16 protein-coding genes are annotated in these 17032 nt (G+C 72.4%); 6 read left to right on the plus strand and 10 right to left on the minus strand.

Features of this window, described 5'->3' with window-relative positions; genetic code table 11:
* Positions 1-13 precede the first annotated feature (13 nt).
* The 4 genes from ACWEV3_RS11795 to ACWEV3_RS11810 all read left to right on the plus strand — a co-directional run bounded on the left by ACWEV3_RS11795 (position 14) and on the right by ACWEV3_RS11810 (position 4634).
* On the plus strand, positions 14-1651 hold the full coding sequence (locus ACWEV3_RS11795) for a phosphoenolpyruvate--protein phosphotransferase (protein WP_452613823.1): 1638 nt from the start codon (positions 14-16) through the stop codon (positions 1649-1651).
* Between the two features lie 244 nt (positions 1652-1895).
* Positions 1896-2735 carry an NAD(P)H-binding protein gene (locus ACWEV3_RS11800; RefSeq protein ID WP_452613824.1) on the plus strand — a complete coding sequence of 280 codons (840 nt, stop codon included), beginning with the start codon at positions 1896-1898 and terminating at the stop codon, positions 2733-2735.
* A gap of 25 nt (positions 2736-2760) precedes the next feature.
* Complete coding sequence (locus ACWEV3_RS11805; protein ID WP_452613825.1) at positions 2761-3684, plus strand: alpha/beta fold hydrolase; 924 nt, start codon at positions 2761-2763, stop codon at positions 3682-3684.
* Between the two features lie 29 nt (positions 3685-3713).
* Positions 3714-4634, plus strand: a complete 921-nt coding sequence (locus tag ACWEV3_RS11810; RefSeq protein ID WP_452613943.1) for a 5'-3' exonuclease — start codon at positions 3714-3716, stop codon at positions 4632-4634.
* Positions 4635-4787: 153 nt separating this feature from the next.
* On the opposite strand, the gene ACWEV3_RS11815 is transcribed toward ACWEV3_RS11810, so the two are convergent.
* From ACWEV3_RS11815 to ACWEV3_RS11860, 10 genes are all read right to left on the minus strand, one after another.
* Positions 4788-5375, minus strand: coding sequence for a TetR/AcrR family transcriptional regulator (locus ACWEV3_RS11815; RefSeq protein WP_452613826.1), 588 nt, complete (start codon positions 5373-5375; stop codon positions 4788-4790).
* A gap of 57 nt (positions 5376-5432) precedes the next feature.
* Positions 5433-6626 carry a GNAT family N-acetyltransferase gene (locus tag ACWEV3_RS11820; protein WP_452613827.1) on the minus strand — a complete coding sequence of 398 codons (1194 nt, stop codon included), beginning with the start codon at positions 6624-6626 and terminating at the stop codon, positions 5433-5435.
* Positions 6627-6669: 43 nt separating this feature from the next.
* A complete protein-coding gene (locus ACWEV3_RS11825; RefSeq protein WP_452613828.1) occupies positions 6670-7191 on the minus strand; it encodes a DUF4333 domain-containing protein in 522 nt (173 codons plus the stop codon).
* 166 nt (positions 7192-7357) lie between these two features.
* A complete protein-coding gene (locus ACWEV3_RS11830) occupies positions 7358-10135 on the minus strand; it encodes a DEAD/DEAH box helicase (RefSeq protein ID WP_452613829.1) in 2778 nt (925 codons plus the stop codon).
* Between the two features lie 294 nt (positions 10136-10429).
* Positions 10430-11311 carry a diacylglycerol/lipid kinase family protein gene (locus ACWEV3_RS11835; protein ID WP_358571185.1) on the minus strand — a complete coding sequence of 294 codons (882 nt, stop codon included), beginning with the start codon at positions 11309-11311 and terminating at the stop codon, positions 10430-10432.
* Positions 11312-11429: 118 nt separating this feature from the next.
* A complete protein-coding gene (gene tatC / locus ACWEV3_RS11840) occupies positions 11430-12386 on the minus strand; it encodes a twin-arginine translocase subunit TatC (RefSeq protein WP_452613830.1) in 957 nt (318 codons plus the stop codon).
* 20 nt (positions 12387-12406) lie between these two features.
* Positions 12407-12679, minus strand: coding sequence for a Sec-independent protein translocase subunit TatA (tatA, locus tag ACWEV3_RS11845; protein ID WP_358571179.1), 273 nt, complete (start codon positions 12677-12679; stop codon positions 12407-12409).
* A gap of 78 nt (positions 12680-12757) precedes the next feature.
* Positions 12758-12958, minus strand: coding sequence for a bacteriophage holin (locus tag ACWEV3_RS11850; RefSeq protein WP_132480650.1), 201 nt, complete (start codon positions 12956-12958; stop codon positions 12758-12760).
* A 19-nt stretch (positions 12959-12977) separates the two neighbouring features.
* The gene (locus tag ACWEV3_RS11855; protein ID WP_132480647.1) at positions 12978-13949 is read right to left on the minus strand and encodes a helix-turn-helix transcriptional regulator; all 972 of its coding nucleotides are present in this window, start codon (positions 13947-13949) and stop codon (positions 12978-12980) included.
* Positions 13946-14929, minus strand: a complete 984-nt coding sequence (locus tag ACWEV3_RS11860; RefSeq protein ID WP_452613831.1) for a helix-turn-helix transcriptional regulator — start codon at positions 14927-14929, stop codon at positions 13946-13948. Before ACWEV3_RS11860 ends, ACWEV3_RS11855 begins: the two co-directional genes overlap by 4 nt.
* Before the next feature lie 145 nt (positions 14930-15074).
* Here ACWEV3_RS11860 and ACWEV3_RS11865 point away from each other — a divergent pair, with 145 nt between their 5' ends.
* Positions 15075-16706 (plus strand): SMI1/KNR4 family protein, encoded by a 1632-nt coding sequence (locus ACWEV3_RS11865; RefSeq protein ID WP_452613832.1) that lies wholly within the window; start codon positions 15075-15077, stop codon positions 16704-16706.
* 150 nt (positions 16707-16856) lie between these two features.
* Positions 16857-17000 (plus strand): hypothetical protein, encoded by a 144-nt coding sequence (locus ACWEV3_RS11870; RefSeq protein WP_452613833.1) that lies wholly within the window; start codon positions 16857-16859, stop codon positions 16998-17000.
* Positions 17001-17032 lie beyond the last annotated feature (32 nt).

Consider the following 17032-nt stretch of genomic DNA (forward strand, 5'->3'; position numbering starts at 1 on the left):
ATGGGAGTGGCCGATGTCCACGCTGCAGGGGGTCGGGGTCAGCCCCGGCGAGGCGGCAGGCCCGGTCCTGTGGGTTCATGACCGGTTGCCCGATCCGGCGCCCGGTCCGGCGCCTGCCGATCCGGCGGCCGAGGCGGCGCGGATCCGCCCGGCCGCGGAAGCGGTGGCGCAGCGGCTGCTCGCCCGGTCGGAGGCCGCGACGGGCGAAGCGCGGGCGGTGCTGGAGATGACCGCCGCCATGGCCGCAGACCCGGCGCTGCTCGGCAACGCCGAGAAGGCGGTCGCGCAGCGGGGTCTGCCCGCGCCGCGCGCGGTGTTCGAGGCGGCCGGGGAGTTCGCGGAGCTGCTGGCGGCCTCCGGCGGATACCTCGCCGAGCGGGTGCGGGACGTGCACGACGTCCGCGACCGGCTGGTCGCCGAGCTCACCGGCACCGCCCCGCCGGGCGTGCCCGAGCTGACCGGCCCGGCGGTGCTGGTGGCCCGCGATCTGGCCCCGGCCGACACCGCCGACTTGGATCCCGGCCTCGTGCTGGCGCTGGTGACCGAGGAGGGCGGCCCGACCAGCCACACCGCGATTCTCGCGCGGTCACTGGGAATTCCGGCCGTGGTCGCCGTGCGCGGCGTGCTCGCGGCAACGGCGGCGGGGGCGCGTGTGGACGGCGCGGCGGGCACTGTCGAGCTGCTGGAGCACGCCGTCGCGCCCCAGTCGGCCGACCGCGTCGGCGCGCGGTGGAACGGCTCCGGCAGCACCGCCGACGGGCACCCGGTCAAGCTCCTGGCCAACATCGGCTCCGCCGCCGACGCCCTGGCCGGCGTCGAGGCGGGCGCCGAAGGATCGGGCCTGTTCCGCACCGAGTTCTGCTTCCTGGACGCCGCGGTCGAACCCGACGCCGAAACCCAGCGGCAGGCGTACGCCGCCGCGTTGCGGCCGTTCGCGGGCAAGCCGGTCGTGGTTCGCACCCTGGACGCCGGGGCGGACAAACCCTTGCCGTTCCTCGACATCGCCGGCGAACCCAACCCCGCGCTCGGGGTGCGGGGCCTCCGGGTCGCCTTCGACCGGCCCGAGCTGCTGGACCGGCAGCTCACCGCCATCGTCGCCGCGGCCGCCGAGACCGGGGCGGTGGTGTCGGTGATGGCGCCGATGGTCGCGACCGCGGGCGAGGCGGCGTGGTTCGCCGAGCGCGCCCGGGACGCGGGCGTCGAGCGCGTCGGCGTCATGGTCGAAACGCCCGCCGCCGCGCTCTGCGCCGACGAGATCCTGGACGTCGTGGACTTCGTCAGCATCGGCACCAACGACCTGGCGCAGTACACGTGCGCGGCGGACCGCATGACCGGTGCGCTGGCCGCCCTGAACGACCCGTGGCAGCCCGCGTTGTTGCGCCTGATCGCCGGGCTCGGCCGGGCGGGCCGGGAGCGCGGCAAGCCGGTCGGGGTGTGCGGCGAGGCGGCGGCGGACCCGCTGCTGGCCGGCGTCCTGGTGGGCCTCGGCGTCACCAGCCTGTCGATGACCGCGGCAGCGCTGGCCACCGTAGGCGCCGCGCTGGCCGAACGCAGCCTGCCCGACTGGCAGGAGGCCGCCCGGCAGGCCGTCGCGGCACCGGGCCCGGCCGAGGCGCGCGGCCGTGCCGGTCGCGGCCTCGAACGGGGCTGACCGACTGCGGCGAACGGCCCGTTCACCTCGCCGGAAGGCGCGAACGGGCCGCTCGCACATTTCCGCCCATTTCGCTTGACAAAAACAAATAATGCTATCCGGCCAATATTGGAATAACCACAGAACAGCAATTCGGGAATTTGTCAAATTTCCCCCATTGGCGATTCGTGGTGTAGTTTGCGTGCGCCACCGAGGAGTGGATTCGATTTGTGCCGAACGGGCACGCAAACCACGTGGAGCAGCCATGACCTTTCTGGTGACCGGTGCGACCGGCAGCGTCGGCAGGCACGTCGTCGAGCACCTGCGCGGCGCGGGCGCACGGGTGCGGATCATGACCAGGAATCCCGGAACCGCAGGGTTTTCCCCGGATGTGGAGGTGGTCCGCGGGGACCTCGGCGAGCCGGGGACGCTGGCGGCGGCGCTGGACGGCGTCGAGCGCGCGTACCTCTTCCCGCACGACGGCGCGGCGGATTTCGCGGAATCGGCGAAAAGCGCCGGAGTTCGGCGGATAGTCGTGCTGTCGTCGGCGTCCGCGGCGGCGGAGAACAAGCGCGCGCACAACGCCGATAGCCACACCTGGCACCGCGCGGTCGAACGCGCGGTGGAGGAATCCGGCATCGAATGCACCGCTGTCCGGCCGGGCGCATTCGCGGGCAACTCGCTGATCTGGGCCGGTGCCATCCAGGCGGGCACCGCGGTCCGCTCGGCGCACGGCAGGGCCACGCAGGCGCCGGTCCACGAGGCCGACATCGCCGCGGTGGCCGCGACCGCGCTGCTCGAAGACGGCCACGCCGGCGCGAAGTACGAGCTCAGCGGCCCGGCCGCGATCTCCATCGCCGACCAGGTGCGCGCCATCGGCGAGGCGATCGGCCGGGACATCCCGTTCGAGGCGGTGACCGCCGAGCAGGAACGCGCGGAGCTGGCCGGGTTCATGCCCGAGGACGTGGTCGACATGCTGCTCGGCTACTGGGCCGAGTCGGTCGACCGCCCGGACCCGGTCCTGCCGACCGTCGAGCAGGTCACCGGCCGCCCGGCGCGCGGCTTCGCGCAGTGGGCGGCCGAGCACGCCGACGACTTCCGCTGATCCCGCGACGCCGAGGAGGCCGACCTTGACCGAACGCCTGATCCGGGCAGGCGACGTGCGGCTGTGGAGCGAGGACCGCGGCGATCCCGCCGCCCCGCCGGTGCTGCTGATCGCGGGCGACTGCCAGTCCGCGCTGTTCTGGCCCGAGGAGTTCGTCGCGGCGCTGGTCGCCGACGGGCTCCGCGTGATCCGCTACGACCACCGCGACACCGGGCGGTCCACCCACCTGGACTTCGCCACCCACCCGTACACCTTCGACGACCTCGCCGCCGACGCCCTCGCGGTGCTGGACGGCTGGGGCGTCGACGCGGCGCACGTCGTCGCGTTCTCGATGGGCGCCGGGCTCGCCCAGCTGATCGCCGTGGACCACCCGCGGCGCCTGCTGAGCCAGGCGCTGATCTGCACGCACGCGCTCGGCGTCGACCTGGCGGCCAACGTCGCCCGCGCCGCCGCGGGCGAGGAGTCCCCGGACGGCCTCCCGGTCCCCACCCGGCGCCTGTTCGACGTGCTGGACCTGCACGAACCCACGACCGGCCCGGCGGCGGAGCTCGATCTGCGGGTGGCCTCCTGGCGCCTCTTCGCCGGCGACGAACTCCCCTTCGATCAGGCGGAGTTCCGGCGGCGCGAGCAACGCGCCATGGACCACGCCGGGACGTGGCGGCCGAGCACCAACCACGGCCTGGTGTCGGAAGGACTGGTGACGCGCGGCCCGGAACTCGCGCGCGTGAGCACGCCGACGCTCGTGGTCCAGGCGCCGCTGGATCCGATCAGCCCGCCGCCGCACGGCCGCCACCTCGCCGACGCGATTCCCGGCGCGCGGCTGGTCGAGATACCCGGCATGGGGCACGCGTTGCAGGGCGCCGCCCTGGCCCCGCTGGCGACCGAGGTGCGCGCGCACATCCGCGGGTCGGACCCGGCAGGTCGCTCACATCGGCGGGAGCCGACGTGACAAGCTGGCGAACTGTGACTGGTCCTCTGATGCTCGTCGATTCGGCCGGGTTGTGGTTCCGCTCGTACTACGCCTTGCCGGACTCGCTGACCGCGCCGGACGGCACGCCGGTGAACTCGGTGCGCGGATTCTGCGACATGCTCGCCAAGCTGATCATCGACCGGCGCCCGTCCCGGCTGGTGGCCTGCCTGGACAACGACTGGCGGCCGCAGTTCCGGGTCGACGCCCTGCCGTCCTACAAGGCGCACCGCGTTGCCGAGGACGATCCCGACGCCGAAGAGGTCCCGGATTCGCTGTCCCCGCAGATCCCGGTGATCCTCGAAGTGCTCGACGCGGCGGGCATCGCCACCGCCGAGGCGGAGGGCTACGAGGCCGACGACGTCATCGGCGCGCTCGCGGATCGCGAGGAGGAGGACGCGGTGGAGGTCGTCACCGGCGACCGCGACCTGTTCCAGCTGGTGCGCGACCGGCCCACCTCGGTGCGGGTGATCTACGTCGGCGCGGGCCTGGCGAAGGCGCAGGACTACGGCCCCGCGGAGCTCGCCGAGAAGTACGCCCTGTCGGCCGGCCGCGCCGGGGACGACTACGCGGAAATGGCGGTGCTGCGCGGAGATCCGTCGGACGGGCTGCCCGGGGTGGCGGGCATCGGCGAGAAGACGGCGGCGAAGCTGATCACCCAGTTCGGCTCGCTCGAAGCGCTGCTGGCGGCGGCTGACGGCGGCGACTCCCGCCTGACGCCGCGAGTCCGCGGCAAGCTCGCGGACGCCGCCGACTACCTCGCGGCGGCCCCGTCGGTGGTCCGGGTGGCGCGCGACGCCCCGGTGGTCGTGGACCGCGCGGACGACGCGCTCCCGCAGCCCCCCGCGGACACCGACCGGCTGCGCGCGCTCCAGCAGACCTGGGGCCTGGGCGCGAGCATCGACCGCCTCATCGCCGCGCTCACCGCATAGCACCGACGACCGGAGGGTGTCTTCTCCTTGCACAGCAAGGAGAAGGCACCCTTCTTCAGTCCACTGCGGAGTTCTGCTGGAGGTGACGGTCGAACTCGATCAGGTCGTGCGCGCAGAACACGTCGATCCGGCCCCGGTAGGCGGTCACGAGCATCACGCCTGCTCCACCTGAACGCCCTCCAGCAGGTCGGCCAGCTGATCGCCCACCGTCCGCAGCGCCGCGACATCCCGCTGGACCTTGCAGAGCAGGAGCGCGCCTTCGAGCATCGACAACGCGATCACCGCGAGCTCCTCCGCCCGCGCCGCCGGAATCCCCCAGCCGGTGAACGCCGCCGTCAGACCTACCAGCCAGGTCCCGTACGCGCCGTCGCACGCCGACCTGACGTCCGGGCTGTCCGCGCTCGCCTCCAGCGCCACGGTGGCCACCGGGCATCCCCTGCTGAAGTCCGATTCCTCCAGCGCCTGCGCGAAGTGCGCCATCATCGCCGCCACGGCCTCGCGCGGCCCGCTCGCCTCCGCCAGCACCGCGGCCAGCAGCTCCGCCACCTGCCGCCCGGACGCCTCGACGGCCTCGGCGGCGAGCTGCTGCTTGCCGCCCGGGAAGTGGAAGTACAGCGAGCCCCGCGGCGCCTCGGCCTCGGCGAGCACCTGGTTGACGCCCGTGGCGTGGTAGCCCTGCCGCCGGAACAGCTCCATCGCGGTGTCGAGCATCTGCTGCTTCGTCTGCGCACCTTTCCTCACGCAGGAAATATGACATTCGGTCTACATATTTTCAAGCCGAACGTGCCGCACGAGCGGTCAGAAATTGGTGCCGCACCAAGGCGTTTCGGCCGCGGCGAACAGCCGGTCCGCCGCGGCGACCGCCGCCGGGTCACGCGCCTCGATCCGGCCGGCCGCCACCAGGCCCGACGCCTTCTGGTCGCCCAGGTACAGCGCCGCGAGCGCCGCAACGTCCAGGACGAGCTGGGGTTGGTCGGAACACCGGTCCACGCCGTCCGGGCCGACCCGGTAACCGCCGTCGTTGTGCGGCAGGAACTCGTCCCGGACCTCGATCACCAAGGGATCGGCCGGGCCGAAGGTCCGCGCCCGCAACGCTTCGAGCACGTCCACCAGGCGCAGCCACAGGTCGTCGTCGACGCTGGTGACCCGGCACTCGCGACGATCCGTCAGCCACCACTCCAGCGGCTCGTCCAGCGGCCGGTGGTGGCCCACCACCCGGTCCACGAGGTCGACGCCGAGCAGGAACCGCCACAGCTGGACCGCCGCCGTCGCGCTCGCCGACTTCAGGTCGTAGACCTGCAGCGTGCTGACGCCGTCGGCGTTCTTCGCCTCGTACAAGGCAAACCCGTCGTCCAGGCCGTCGCCATCGGTGTGCACCGCGGTCAGGACGCCGTCGCCGAGCCACGACCGCTGCCCCGCCCACCACGCGTCGTCCCGGCCGATCTGCCCCGGCCGGTCCTGGGCGCAGCGCTGGTAGATCGCGGGCAGGATCGGCGCCGCCTCGGCCGGGTCCAGCACCCGCACCCGGCCGCCGATCGGCGCGCCCGTCCGCAGCGCCGCCCGGCGGCGGTCGAGTTCCACCGTGCGGCTGCGGCTGACCACGCCGTAGCCGTACCGCTCGTAGATCACCGCTTCCGAGGCGTGCAGCATCGCCACCGCCTCGCCGCGCCGCCGCGCGTCTTCGAGCTGCTCCCGCATCAACGACGTGAGCAGTCCGCGCCGCGTCTGGTCGGCGCGAACGCCGACCCCGGTCACCGCGCCGACCGGGAGCCTGCGCCCGCCGGGCACCGTGACGACGTTCGTCGTCGCCATCGCCGTGCCCGCGAGCGCGCCGTCGACGAACGCGCCCAGCACCCGCCCCGGCTCGTAGCGCCCGGAGTTCCCTTCCCACTCCTCGTCCTTCGACGGGCGCCACAGCAGGGCGCGGCGGAACAGATCGTGGGCTTCGCGGAACTCCGATTCGGCCAGGGGCCGCACTTCATGACCGGTCACACCCACGATCTTCCCGGCTGGATCCGCCCGGGTCGACCGATTTTCACCTGGGGTGGCCGACCTCGTAGACGCCCTTCTCGTTCTTCACCGTCACGGTCACGGTCTTGGGCTGCGAATCGACGGTGACCTTGCAGTCGAAGCGGTGCCCGACGGCCACCCGCTGCCCCGCGGGGCAGCTGACCTGGCCGACCCCGGTCATGCCGTAGGAACTCCGCAGCGTCTGCGAAACGCCCTTCTCGACGCTGGCCGAGTCGAAGACCGGTTTCACGAACCAGCCCGGCGTGATGAAGCCGAGGACCAGTACCACGAGGACGAGGATCACCGCGATGATGCCGGCGAACACCCACGGCAGCGCCGAACGCTTCTTCTTCTTCGGCCCGAACTCGTCGAACTGGCCGAAGCCGCCCTGCTGCTGGAACTGGGCGCCACCAGGCGGGTACGGCTGGCCGTAGCCGTATTGCGGCTGCTGCTGCGGCGGCGCTTGGGGCGGCGGCTGCGGTGGTTGCGGCGGCTGCTGCGGCGCGAAACCACCCGGCTGCGGATAGCCCGGCGCCGCCGGCTGCATCCCAGGGCCCTGGGGTTGCTGCCCCCACTGGGGATAGCCCCCCGGCGGACCGTAAGGGGACGACATCTTTAACCTCCGGACGATTCTTCACCTGACCGACGTTCCCGACGCCAGGAAATCCAACCACAACCGACCGGCCGCCCGAATCGGCCGGGCGGCCGCCGCGTCACACGGCGCCGGCGGCGACCACACCTCGCCGGATCGCGGTGACCGCCTTCGCCGCCGCCGAACCCACCGGGTCCGCCACGCCGACGACCTCGCGGACCTGGTCGAGCAGGTCGATGACCTGGCGGCACCAGCGCACGAAGTCGCCCGCCGACAGCTCGTGCCCGCTGGACTCGGCGGCGGTGAGCACCTTCTCCAGCGACTCGCCGCGCGCCCAGCGGAACACCGGCCAGGCGAAACCGGCGTCCGGCTCGCGCGTGCGGTCCAGCTTGTGCCGCCGCTCGTCGTCCTCCAGCTCCGCCCACAGCCGCCAGGTGGCGGCCAGCGCGTCGCTGACCGGGCCGGAGGGCACCTGCGGCGCCAGCCCCTCCCGCCGCGACTCGTAGACCAGCGACGACACCACGGCCGCCAGCTCGGCCGGGCCCAGCCCGCGCCACGTCCCGACCCGCAGGCACTCGGCGGCCAGCAGGTCCGACTCGCTGTAGAGCCGGGACAGCCGCCGCCCGTGCTGGGTGACCTGGCCCTCCGACGAGCCCGCCACCGGCAGGTAGTCCCGTTCGGTCAGCAGCCCGACGATCCGGTCGAAGGACCTGGCCAGCGAGTGCGTGGTCGCGGCGACCTTGCGCCGCAGGTTCTCGTTCTCACCGCGCAGCCGCTCGTAGCGCTCGGCCCACCGGGCGTGGCTCTCGCGCTCGTCGCAGCCGTGGCACGGGTGCGCCTTCAGCGCCCGCCGCAGCGTCGCCAGCTCCGCGTCGTCGGTCGCGTCGGAACGCCGCCTGCCGCGCCCGCCGGAGGCCTCGAGGCCGGTGTTGCGCAGCGATGACGCCAGATCGCGCCGCGACCTCGGCGAGCGGGTGTCGACGTGCTTCGGCAGCTTCATCTTGCCCAGCGACTCCACCGGCGAGGTGAAGTCGGCGACCGACAGCCGCCCCGACCAGCGGTCCTCGGTGACCACCAGCGGCCGCGGCTCGCCCATCGGCTCCAGGCCCGGGTCGATCACCACCGCGAGCCCCGCCCGGCGCCCGGCGGGCACCGAGATCACGTCGCCCTTGCGCAGCTTCTCCAGCGACTTGGCCGCCTCCGCGCGCCGCGACTGCCGGTTCTGCCTGGCCAGGTGCTTCTCCCGCTCGGAAATGCGGCGGCGCAGGTCGAAGTACTCCTCGAAGTCGCCCAGGTGGCAGTGCATCGACTCGGCGTAGCCGGTGAGCGCCTCGCTGTTGCGGTCCACGCGCCGCGACAGCCCGACCACCGACCGGTCGGCCTGGAACTGCGCGAACGACTGCTCCAGCAGTTCCCGCGCGGCGTCCTGGCCGACGCGCTGCACGAGGTTGACGGCCATGTTGTAGCCGGGCCGGAACGACGAGCGCAGCGGGTACGTGCGGGTGGAGGCCAGCCCGGCGACCTGCTTCGGGTCGATGCCCGGCTGCCAGACGACCACCGCGTGGCCCTCGATGTCGATGCCGCGCCGCCCGGCCCGGCCGGTGAGCTGCGTGTACTCGCCGGGGCTGAGGTCCACGTGCGATTCGCCGTTGAACTTCACCAGCCGCTCCAGCACCACCGTGCGGGCGGGCATGTTGATGCCCAGCGCCAGCGTCTCGGTGGCGAACACGGCCTTGACGAGGCCGCGGACGAACAGCTCCTCGACGGTCTCCTTGAACGCCGGCAGCAGCCCCGCGTGGTGCGCGGCCAGCCCGCGCTCCAGCGCCTCCCGCCACTCCCAGAAGCCCAGCACCGCCAGGTCGCTCTCCGGCAGGTTTGCGGTGTGCTCGTCGATCACCTCGCGGATCTCGTCGATCTCCGCCTCGGTGGTCAGCCGCAGGCCCGACCGCATGCACTGGGCGACGGCCTGGTCGCAGCCGTTGCGGCTGAAGATGAACACGATCGCCGGCAGCAGCCCGGCCGCGTCCAGGCTGGTCAGCATCTCCACCCGCGACGGCGGGGAGAACCGGGGCGGGCGCGGGCCCTTGCGCTTGGCGTTCGGCCCGCCGCGCCGGCCGCCGTAGGGCAGGTGCACGCGGGCGAGCTGCTGGGTGTGCCGCAGCAGGTTCGGGTTGATCTGCAGTTCCCGGTCCGCGGTCTCGCCGCCGAAGAGGTCGAACATCCGGGAGCCGACCTGCATGTGCTGCCACAGCGGCACCGGCCGGTGTTCGTCGACGACCACCGTGGTGTCGCCGCGCACCTCCTGCAGCCACTCGCCGAACTCCTCGGCGTTGCTCACCGTCGCCGACAGGCTCGCGACCTGCACGTACTCCGGCAGGTGCAGGATCACTTCCTCCCACACCGCGCCGCGGAAGCGGTCGGCGAGGTAGTGCACCTCGTCCATCACGACGTAACCGAGCTGGTCGAGGCTGCGGGAGCCCGCGTAGAGCATGTTGCGCAGCACCTCGGTGGTCATCACGACCACCTGCGCCTCGCCGTTGATCGAGGTGTCGCCGGTCAGCAGCCCGACCGCGTCGCTACCGTGCCGCTCGCACAGGTCGGCGTACTTCTGGTTGGACAGCGCCTTGATCGGCGTGGTGTAGAAGCACTTCCGGCCCTCCTTGAGCGCGAGGTGCACGGCGAACTCGCCGACCACGGTCTTGCCGGCGCCGGTGGGCGCGCACACCAGGACGCCACGCCCTGCCTCCAGGGCCTGGCAGGCGGTGTTCTGGAACGGGTCGAGTTCGAAGGACATCCCCCCGGCGAACTCCGCTAGCGCGGGATGCGCGCTGCGGCGGGTGTGCGCCTGGAAGGCGTCGGCCGGGGACAGCTTGGTGGGGTTGGAACGGCTGGCAGCCACACCCCAAGGTTTTCACATCACCCCGACCGCCGTCGCGGTTGGCTGATTCTCTCTGTTTCCAGGCTCGTTCTGCGTGGCGGTGCGGGTAGCGGCCCCCCTGCGGGAATCACAGGCGCCTTCTCGCTGTGGGATCCCCGACTCATGAATGCCAATTCACCACGTCGGGGCTGTCCTCGCTGGGAGAACCCCGGAGGGGTGGGCACCGTGAACCCGCAGCGGTGCCAGTTGCGAGGGTGGGCCGAGCGGCTACGCCGCTTCAAAAACAAAACGAAACCGACCTTTGGGACAACCGGCTCACGAACCCACCACGGTGAGCGCGCCGGGGACGCAGCGCATGCTCAGCGGCAGGCGGGCCTGCGGTTCTCCGTCCGCGTAGGCCATCCAGCCGTTCTCACCGCCCAGCCGCACGCGCTGCGCCCGCAGCGTGAGCACCGCCGGGTGCTCGACGTGCCGCCCGGTCCGCAGCGACGGCAGGATCCGCACCAGGTCGCGCCGGGCGACCTCGCCGACCACCGTCAGGTCGAGGAGCCCGTCGCGCGCATCGGCGTCCGGGCAGACCGGGATGCCGCCGCCGTAGCAGGCGGTGTTGCCGACCGCGACGAGCGTGGCGATCAGCTCCGTCGTGCCCGCGTCGGTCTCCACCCGCAGCGGCATCGGCCGCAGGCCCAGCAACTCGCGCACCACCGCCAGGTCGTACCGGCGCTGTCCGCGCGGCCAGCGCATCCGGTTCGCCCGCGCGTTGACCCGCGAGTCGAATCCGGCGCACAAGACCGTCGCGAACCAGCCGCCGCCCGCGACCTTGCCGAGATCGATGCGGCGCCGCTCTCCCGCGCGCAACGCCTCCGCCACCGCCCGCGCCGCCGCGACCGGGTCGCGCGGCACGCCGAGCCCTCGGGCCAGGTCGTTGCCGGTCCCGGCCGGGATCAGGGCCAACGCCGTCGCCGACTCCGCGCACGCCTGCACCGCCAGGTGCGCGACGCCGTCGCCGCCCACCACCGCGAGCACATCGGCGCCGTCGGCCACCGCCCGCTTCGCGGCGTCGGCGGTGCCTCGGGCGTCGGCGGCGAGCACGGTCTTCACGTCGCAGACGCCGCGAAGGTGGCCGACGAGTTCGCCGACCACCTTCGCGGAGAGTCCACCACCGGCAGCAGGGTTGATCACCAGGACGCAGCGCACGAGGCAAGATCCTCGCCCACTCGCCCCTGCCTTGGCCAGTGACCCAGCCCCCCGTTGCCGAGCCGTGCCGCAATTTCCATTGAAATCGAACCTCTGATTTCAATGGAAATTGCGGATGTCAGGTCGCGTCGTCGTGCTGCTTCGGGGTCGCGGACGGCGTGGTGTCCAGGTCGGAGGCCCGGAAGTCGACCTTCGACGCCTCGTCCGGGCTGAGCCCCGCCAGGCCCTGCCCCTCGAGCTTCTTGGCCCGGCGCTTGTCGTTGAACTTGCAGATCACCATCGCGACGGTGAACAGCACGCACAGCGCGGCCGCCAGCGCCAGCATCGAGAACGGGTCCTGTCCCGGCGTGGCGATCGCGGCGAACACGAACAGCGCGAAGACCAGGCCCCGCCACCAGCTCTTCAGCTTGGCGTAGCTGACGATGCCGGCCAGGTTGAGCATCACCAGGATCAGCGGCAGCTCGAAGCTCACGCCGAAGATCACCAGCAGGAGCAGCATGAAGCTGATGTACTTGCCACCGGTGAGCGCGGTGAAGAACGCGTCCCCGCCGAACCCGGACATGAACCCCAGCGCGGTCGGCAGGATGTAGTAGGCGAGCACCGCGCCCGCGACGAACAGCACGGTCGCGCAGGCGACGAACAGCCGGGCGAACCTGCGCTCCTTGGCGTACAGCCCGGGCGTGATGAACGCCCACAGCTGGTAGAGCCACACCGGGCTGAACAGCACCGCGCCCACCGACACGCCGACCTTCAGGGTCAGCATGAAGATCTCGAACGGCTCGGTCTGCAGCAGCTGGCACGTCCCGTTCGGGCTGAGCCGTTGGGTGACGGGGAGCTGGCAGTACGGCTCCAGCAGGACATCGCTGAGCGTGGGCAGCCCGTAAATCGAGTTGGAGAACCACCAGATCCCGAAGATCGCGCCGACCGTCACCGCCACCACGGCCACGCCCAACCGGTACCGCAGCTCGTAGAGGTGATCGACGAGCGTCATGGTGCCGTCGGGGTTGTGCCTGCGGCCCCACCGACGGCGACCTTTGCGGAACGGGTTCAGGCGCCCCAGTGCACTGGCACCCACCTTGTTGTTCCCGTCCTCAGTCAGTTCTTGGAGTCGTTGCGCTGCTTTTCGTCGACCGTGGACGTGACCGGGGGCGCGCTGGTCTCACCGGCGGTCAGCTCCGGCTTCGGCTCCCGCTCGGCCTTCTCCTTCTTGGCCGCTTCCTCGTCGGCCTTCATGCCGCGCGCCTCGGCCTTGAAGACGCGGGCCGACTGGCCGAGCGAACGGGCCATCTGCGGCAGCTTGGTGGCACCGAAGAGCAACACCAAGACCAAGACGATGAGGATCAGTTCCCAGCCACCTGGCAAACCCATTCGTGTCCAACCTTTCGTGATGTCCCTGCAGGCGCAATGGTACGCAAGACGGGAGTCGACAAATAGGGCCGTTGCGCGTCACCGGTTGCGACGTTGGGCGAACGCCACCTTCAACCCGGCCACGCGAGCCTTCACCAGGCCGCTGCGGTCGTCGATGTCGTGGAACACCTGCCGCTGCACGGCTTTGAACCTGCGCAGCTCCCGGAACAACCGGACCAGCAGCAGCGCGAGCAGGACCAGGCCCACGACCAGCAGGACGAGACTCCACACGTACGGCACGTCGGTAACGGTATCCCGCTCAGGTGGACGGAAGGTGACGCGCCCGCGTCAACGCGTCTTCCGCACGTTGACGCACGTCACACGCCAGCTCGTCGGGGCTGAGCACCCGCGCCTGGCCGCCCAGGCCCAGCAGCAGCCGGGTCATCCACGACCGGTCCGAGTAGCGCATCCGCACCCTGGCCCGGCCCTGCGGCAGCTCGACGAGCTCGTCGACCGGGTAGTACTCGGCCACCCAGCGCGCGTCGGGCTCCAGCTCGACCTCGGCGACCAGCTGGTCCGGGGCCGGCCGGAACAGCCCCTCCGAGACGTCGGTCGGCTCGGCCTCCGACGGCGGCTGCGCGGCCTCGGCCAGCACCTCGACGTCGTCGATGCGGTCCAGCCGGAACATCCGCACCCCGGCCGCGCTGCGGCACCAGGCCTCCAGGTAGCTGCGCCCGTCGATGAGCAGCAGCCGCATCGGGTCGACGGTCCGCTCGCTGATCTCGTCGCGGGAGGCCGTGTAGTAGCGCATCCGCAGCGCGCGGCGGCGGGTCGTCGCGTCCTGCACCGCCGACCGCACGCCCGGCCGCACCGCGCCTTCCCGGCCTTCCAGCCCGACCACCACGCCGGCCGGGCGAGCCTGCCCGACCGCGTTCTCCACCTTGGCCAGGGCGCGCTGCACCGCGTCGGTGTCCGCGATGCCCGGGGTGTCGGCCAGCGCTCGCAGCGCCACCAGCAGCGCCGTCGCCTCGGACGCGGTGAGCCGCAGCGGCCGCCGCATGCCCGCGTCGTAGGTGACGGTGATCGAGTCGCTCTCGAAGGACAGGTCGATCAGGTCGCCGGGCCCGTAGCCCGGCAGCCCGCACATCCAGAGCAGCTCCAGGTCCTTGCGCAGCTGCTGCTCGGTGACGCCGAAGTCGGCGGCGGCGTCGGCGATCGGGATGCCCGGCCGGCTCAGCAGGTACGGCACCAGCGCCAGCAGCCTGGGCAGCCGTTGGGTCGCGCTCGTCATCGGCCCTCCCCCACCTGGTCGACGACGTCCAGGTGGATCTCGTGCACCGTCTTGCGCAGCGTGTCCGGCTCCAGCACCACGACGTCCGGCCCGTACCCGGCGAGCCAGCTCGCCGCGGACTCCGGGTAGTTCAGGTCGATCTCCAGCACGTCGCCCTCGTCGCCGCCGATCTCCATCCGGTCCACGACGGTCGCCCGGCGCCGCAGCCCCTGCGCGCGGCCGGCCGCGGCCCACACCCGGGCCAGCGTGGCCGGCGGCGGCTCGCGGTGCTCGCCCGCGACGAACCGGAGCAGGTCGGTGTCCGGCGGGCGCTGCACCTGCCCGGTGGGGCCCACCGCCTTGGCCTGCCCCTGGATCCGGGACAGCCGGAAGCAGCGCGGCGCCTGCCGGTCGCGGTCGTGCCCGACCAGGTACCAACGGCCGCGCCAGGACACCACGCCCCACGGCTCGACGGTGCGGCGGTGCACATCGGGGCTGCTCGGGCGCCGGTAGTCGAACTCCACCACCCGGCCCGTCTGCACCGCGGCCAGCAGCGGCGCGAACGCCGGTTCGCTGGTGCGCACCTTCGGCTCGACCGCCGCCGAGGAGCGCTCGTCGACGTCGACCCCGGCGGCGCGCAGCTTCAGCAGCGCGCCCCGGGCCGCCGAGGTGAACTCCGGGGAGTCCCACAGCCGCACCGCGAGCGCGACCGCGGCGGCCTCGTCGGGTTCCAGGTCGATGTCGCCGAGCTCGTAGTCGCGGCGGGCGATCCGGTAGCCGTCGGCGGCGTCGAAGGCGGAGTTGCGCCCGGTCTCCAGCGGGATGCCCAGGTCGCGCAGCTCGGCCTTGTCGCGTTCGAAGGTCCGGAAGAAGGCCTCGTCGGTGGGCGCGCCGGCATAACCCGGCACGATCGCCCGGATCCGCTCAGCGGTGAGGTACTGGCGCGTCGACAGCAGGCACAGCACCAGGTTCACCAAGCGTTCAGCACGCACAGTGGCCACTTCGAAAGCCTAGCCCCGCTGTATTCGATCATGTGTTTGGGTCCGGTGCTCGATGCGTCCAGCGGTGCAGCCGGGACCGATGTGGTGGCGGTGCGGTAAGAAGACTTGCCCCCGCACGCACCCCGACCGGAAGCCGGAGCCGTCCTTGCCGACCGAGCACGATGCCGAGACGCTCGCGGCGCTGCGCGCGATCGCCGAACAGATCGCCGCCGCCGCGCCCCAGGGCTGGCGGCGCGCGGTGCTGCGCGGATTCGCCACGGGCGGAAGCGGTTCCGGTCATCACGGGTTCTGGTACGAGCCGGAGCCGCGCGGCGGGGCCGGCGAGCTCGACCTGCACGAGGCGTTGTGCCGGGTGCACGAGCTGGAGCGGGCGGGGGACCGGCTGAGCATCGAGCTGGTGGTCCGCCCGAACGGCAGGTTCGAGGCGCTCACCAGCGAATCGCTGCGGCGTCCGACCCGGTCCGACCGCACGGGTTTCACCTACCTGCTGCGCCCCGGCGAACTGCCCGCCGAGCCCGCCGACTTCCAACCGGGGCCGGCTGACCCGACGCAAGCCGGCGACCCGCTGCAGGCACTGGAGTTGCTGGACGGCTATCTAGCGCGACGCGCCGAGATCCTCGACCGCCCCGAGCGGCTGCCGCAACCGCTGGGCGCGGACGAGCGGGAGTTCCTCGAAGACCGGCTGCCGGTGCCGCTGCCCGCGGATCTCCGGGCGCTGTACGGCCGGATCAACGGAGACCGGCGCGCCGGCCTGCTGCACGGGCACGAATGGCTCGGGCTGAACAAGGTCGTCGCGTTGAGCGACCCGGCGGACCGCTGGTGGGCGGCGCGCGACTGGGAGCGGCTGCTGTTCCGGGAGCTCCGCTACGACTCCCGGCCGGCCGGCACGGTGCGCCGGGCGGTGGACCGCCCCGGCTGGCTCCCGTTCGCGCACGACACGGGCGGCGCCTTCCTCGCGGTGGACATGGATCCCGGCCCCAACGGCCGGCCGGGACAGGTGATCCGCGTCGGCATGCGCCACGACGACGGTCCGGTCTACGTCGCCGACTCGGTGACCAGCCTGCTCCAGCGCCACGTCGACGCGCTGGCGGACTACTCCTACCAGTACCGCGGCGGCGAGCTGCGGTTGTTCATGGCGGCGGAGCCGGAGCCCGCCGAAGGCCGCGAACTGCGGGTGGAGGGCGATTCGGCCCGGTTGCGCGACATTCCCCCGGCGGTCCAGCGGCTCGTCATCGCCGACACCGACCGGGTCGACCTGGCGCCGCTGCGCGGTGCGCCGTCGCTGCTCGAAGTGGAGCTGATCGGCTGCCCGGCCGCCGACCTCGCCGCGCTGCGCGACACCCCGGTCGAGGTGCTGACCGCCGAGCTCGACAGCATCGATCTCGCGCCGCTGGCCGCGCACCCGACGCTGCGGGTGCTGCGGCTGGCCACCGGCCGGCCGGTCGATCTGAGCCCGCTGCGCGACTGCCCGCGGCTGTACGGACTGGACCTGGCCCGGGCCGAGATCGGCGATGTGGCCGTGCTGACCGAATTGGACGGTGTGCGGCACCTCAGGCTCGACGAGCGCCAGTGGGACACGTTGCGGGAGACGGCGTCCCATCCGGCGGGCCTGGCCGCCGCCGAGCTGAGCGGTTCGCCGCGGCTGCGCGACGCGGCCGCGTGGGCCGAAACCCTCGTCGACGAACCGGATCTCCGCTACACCCGGAGCCGGTACGAGCCACCGGCGGGCCCGCGCACCTCGCTGTGGCGGCGGCTGCTGCGGCTGCGGCGGCCCTGACGCCTTGACCGGATCACTATTGCGGCGCCTGGCACCTGGAGCCGCGGTTTCAGGTGCGGGAGGAGGCCGCGATCCGCTACGTGCGCGGCCGCTTCCAGGGCTGGGACTGCGTGGACCTGAGCCGGATCGCGGGGCAAGTCGCTGGAAGCGGTGCTGGTGCCCGGCAACGGCGCGCTGTCCACATTGCACGATCCCGAGGTCGGGCCGATGACCAACGCCTTCATCCTCGGCACGTTCAAGGGCAAGCTCAACGACTGGGACGGCGACGGCACGACCGATCTGCACAACGCGTAGGAAATCACCTACCAGTGTGTTGTCAGGTAGGA

The sequence above is a fragment of the Saccharopolyspora sp. NPDC003752 genome (assembly GCF_053605825.1).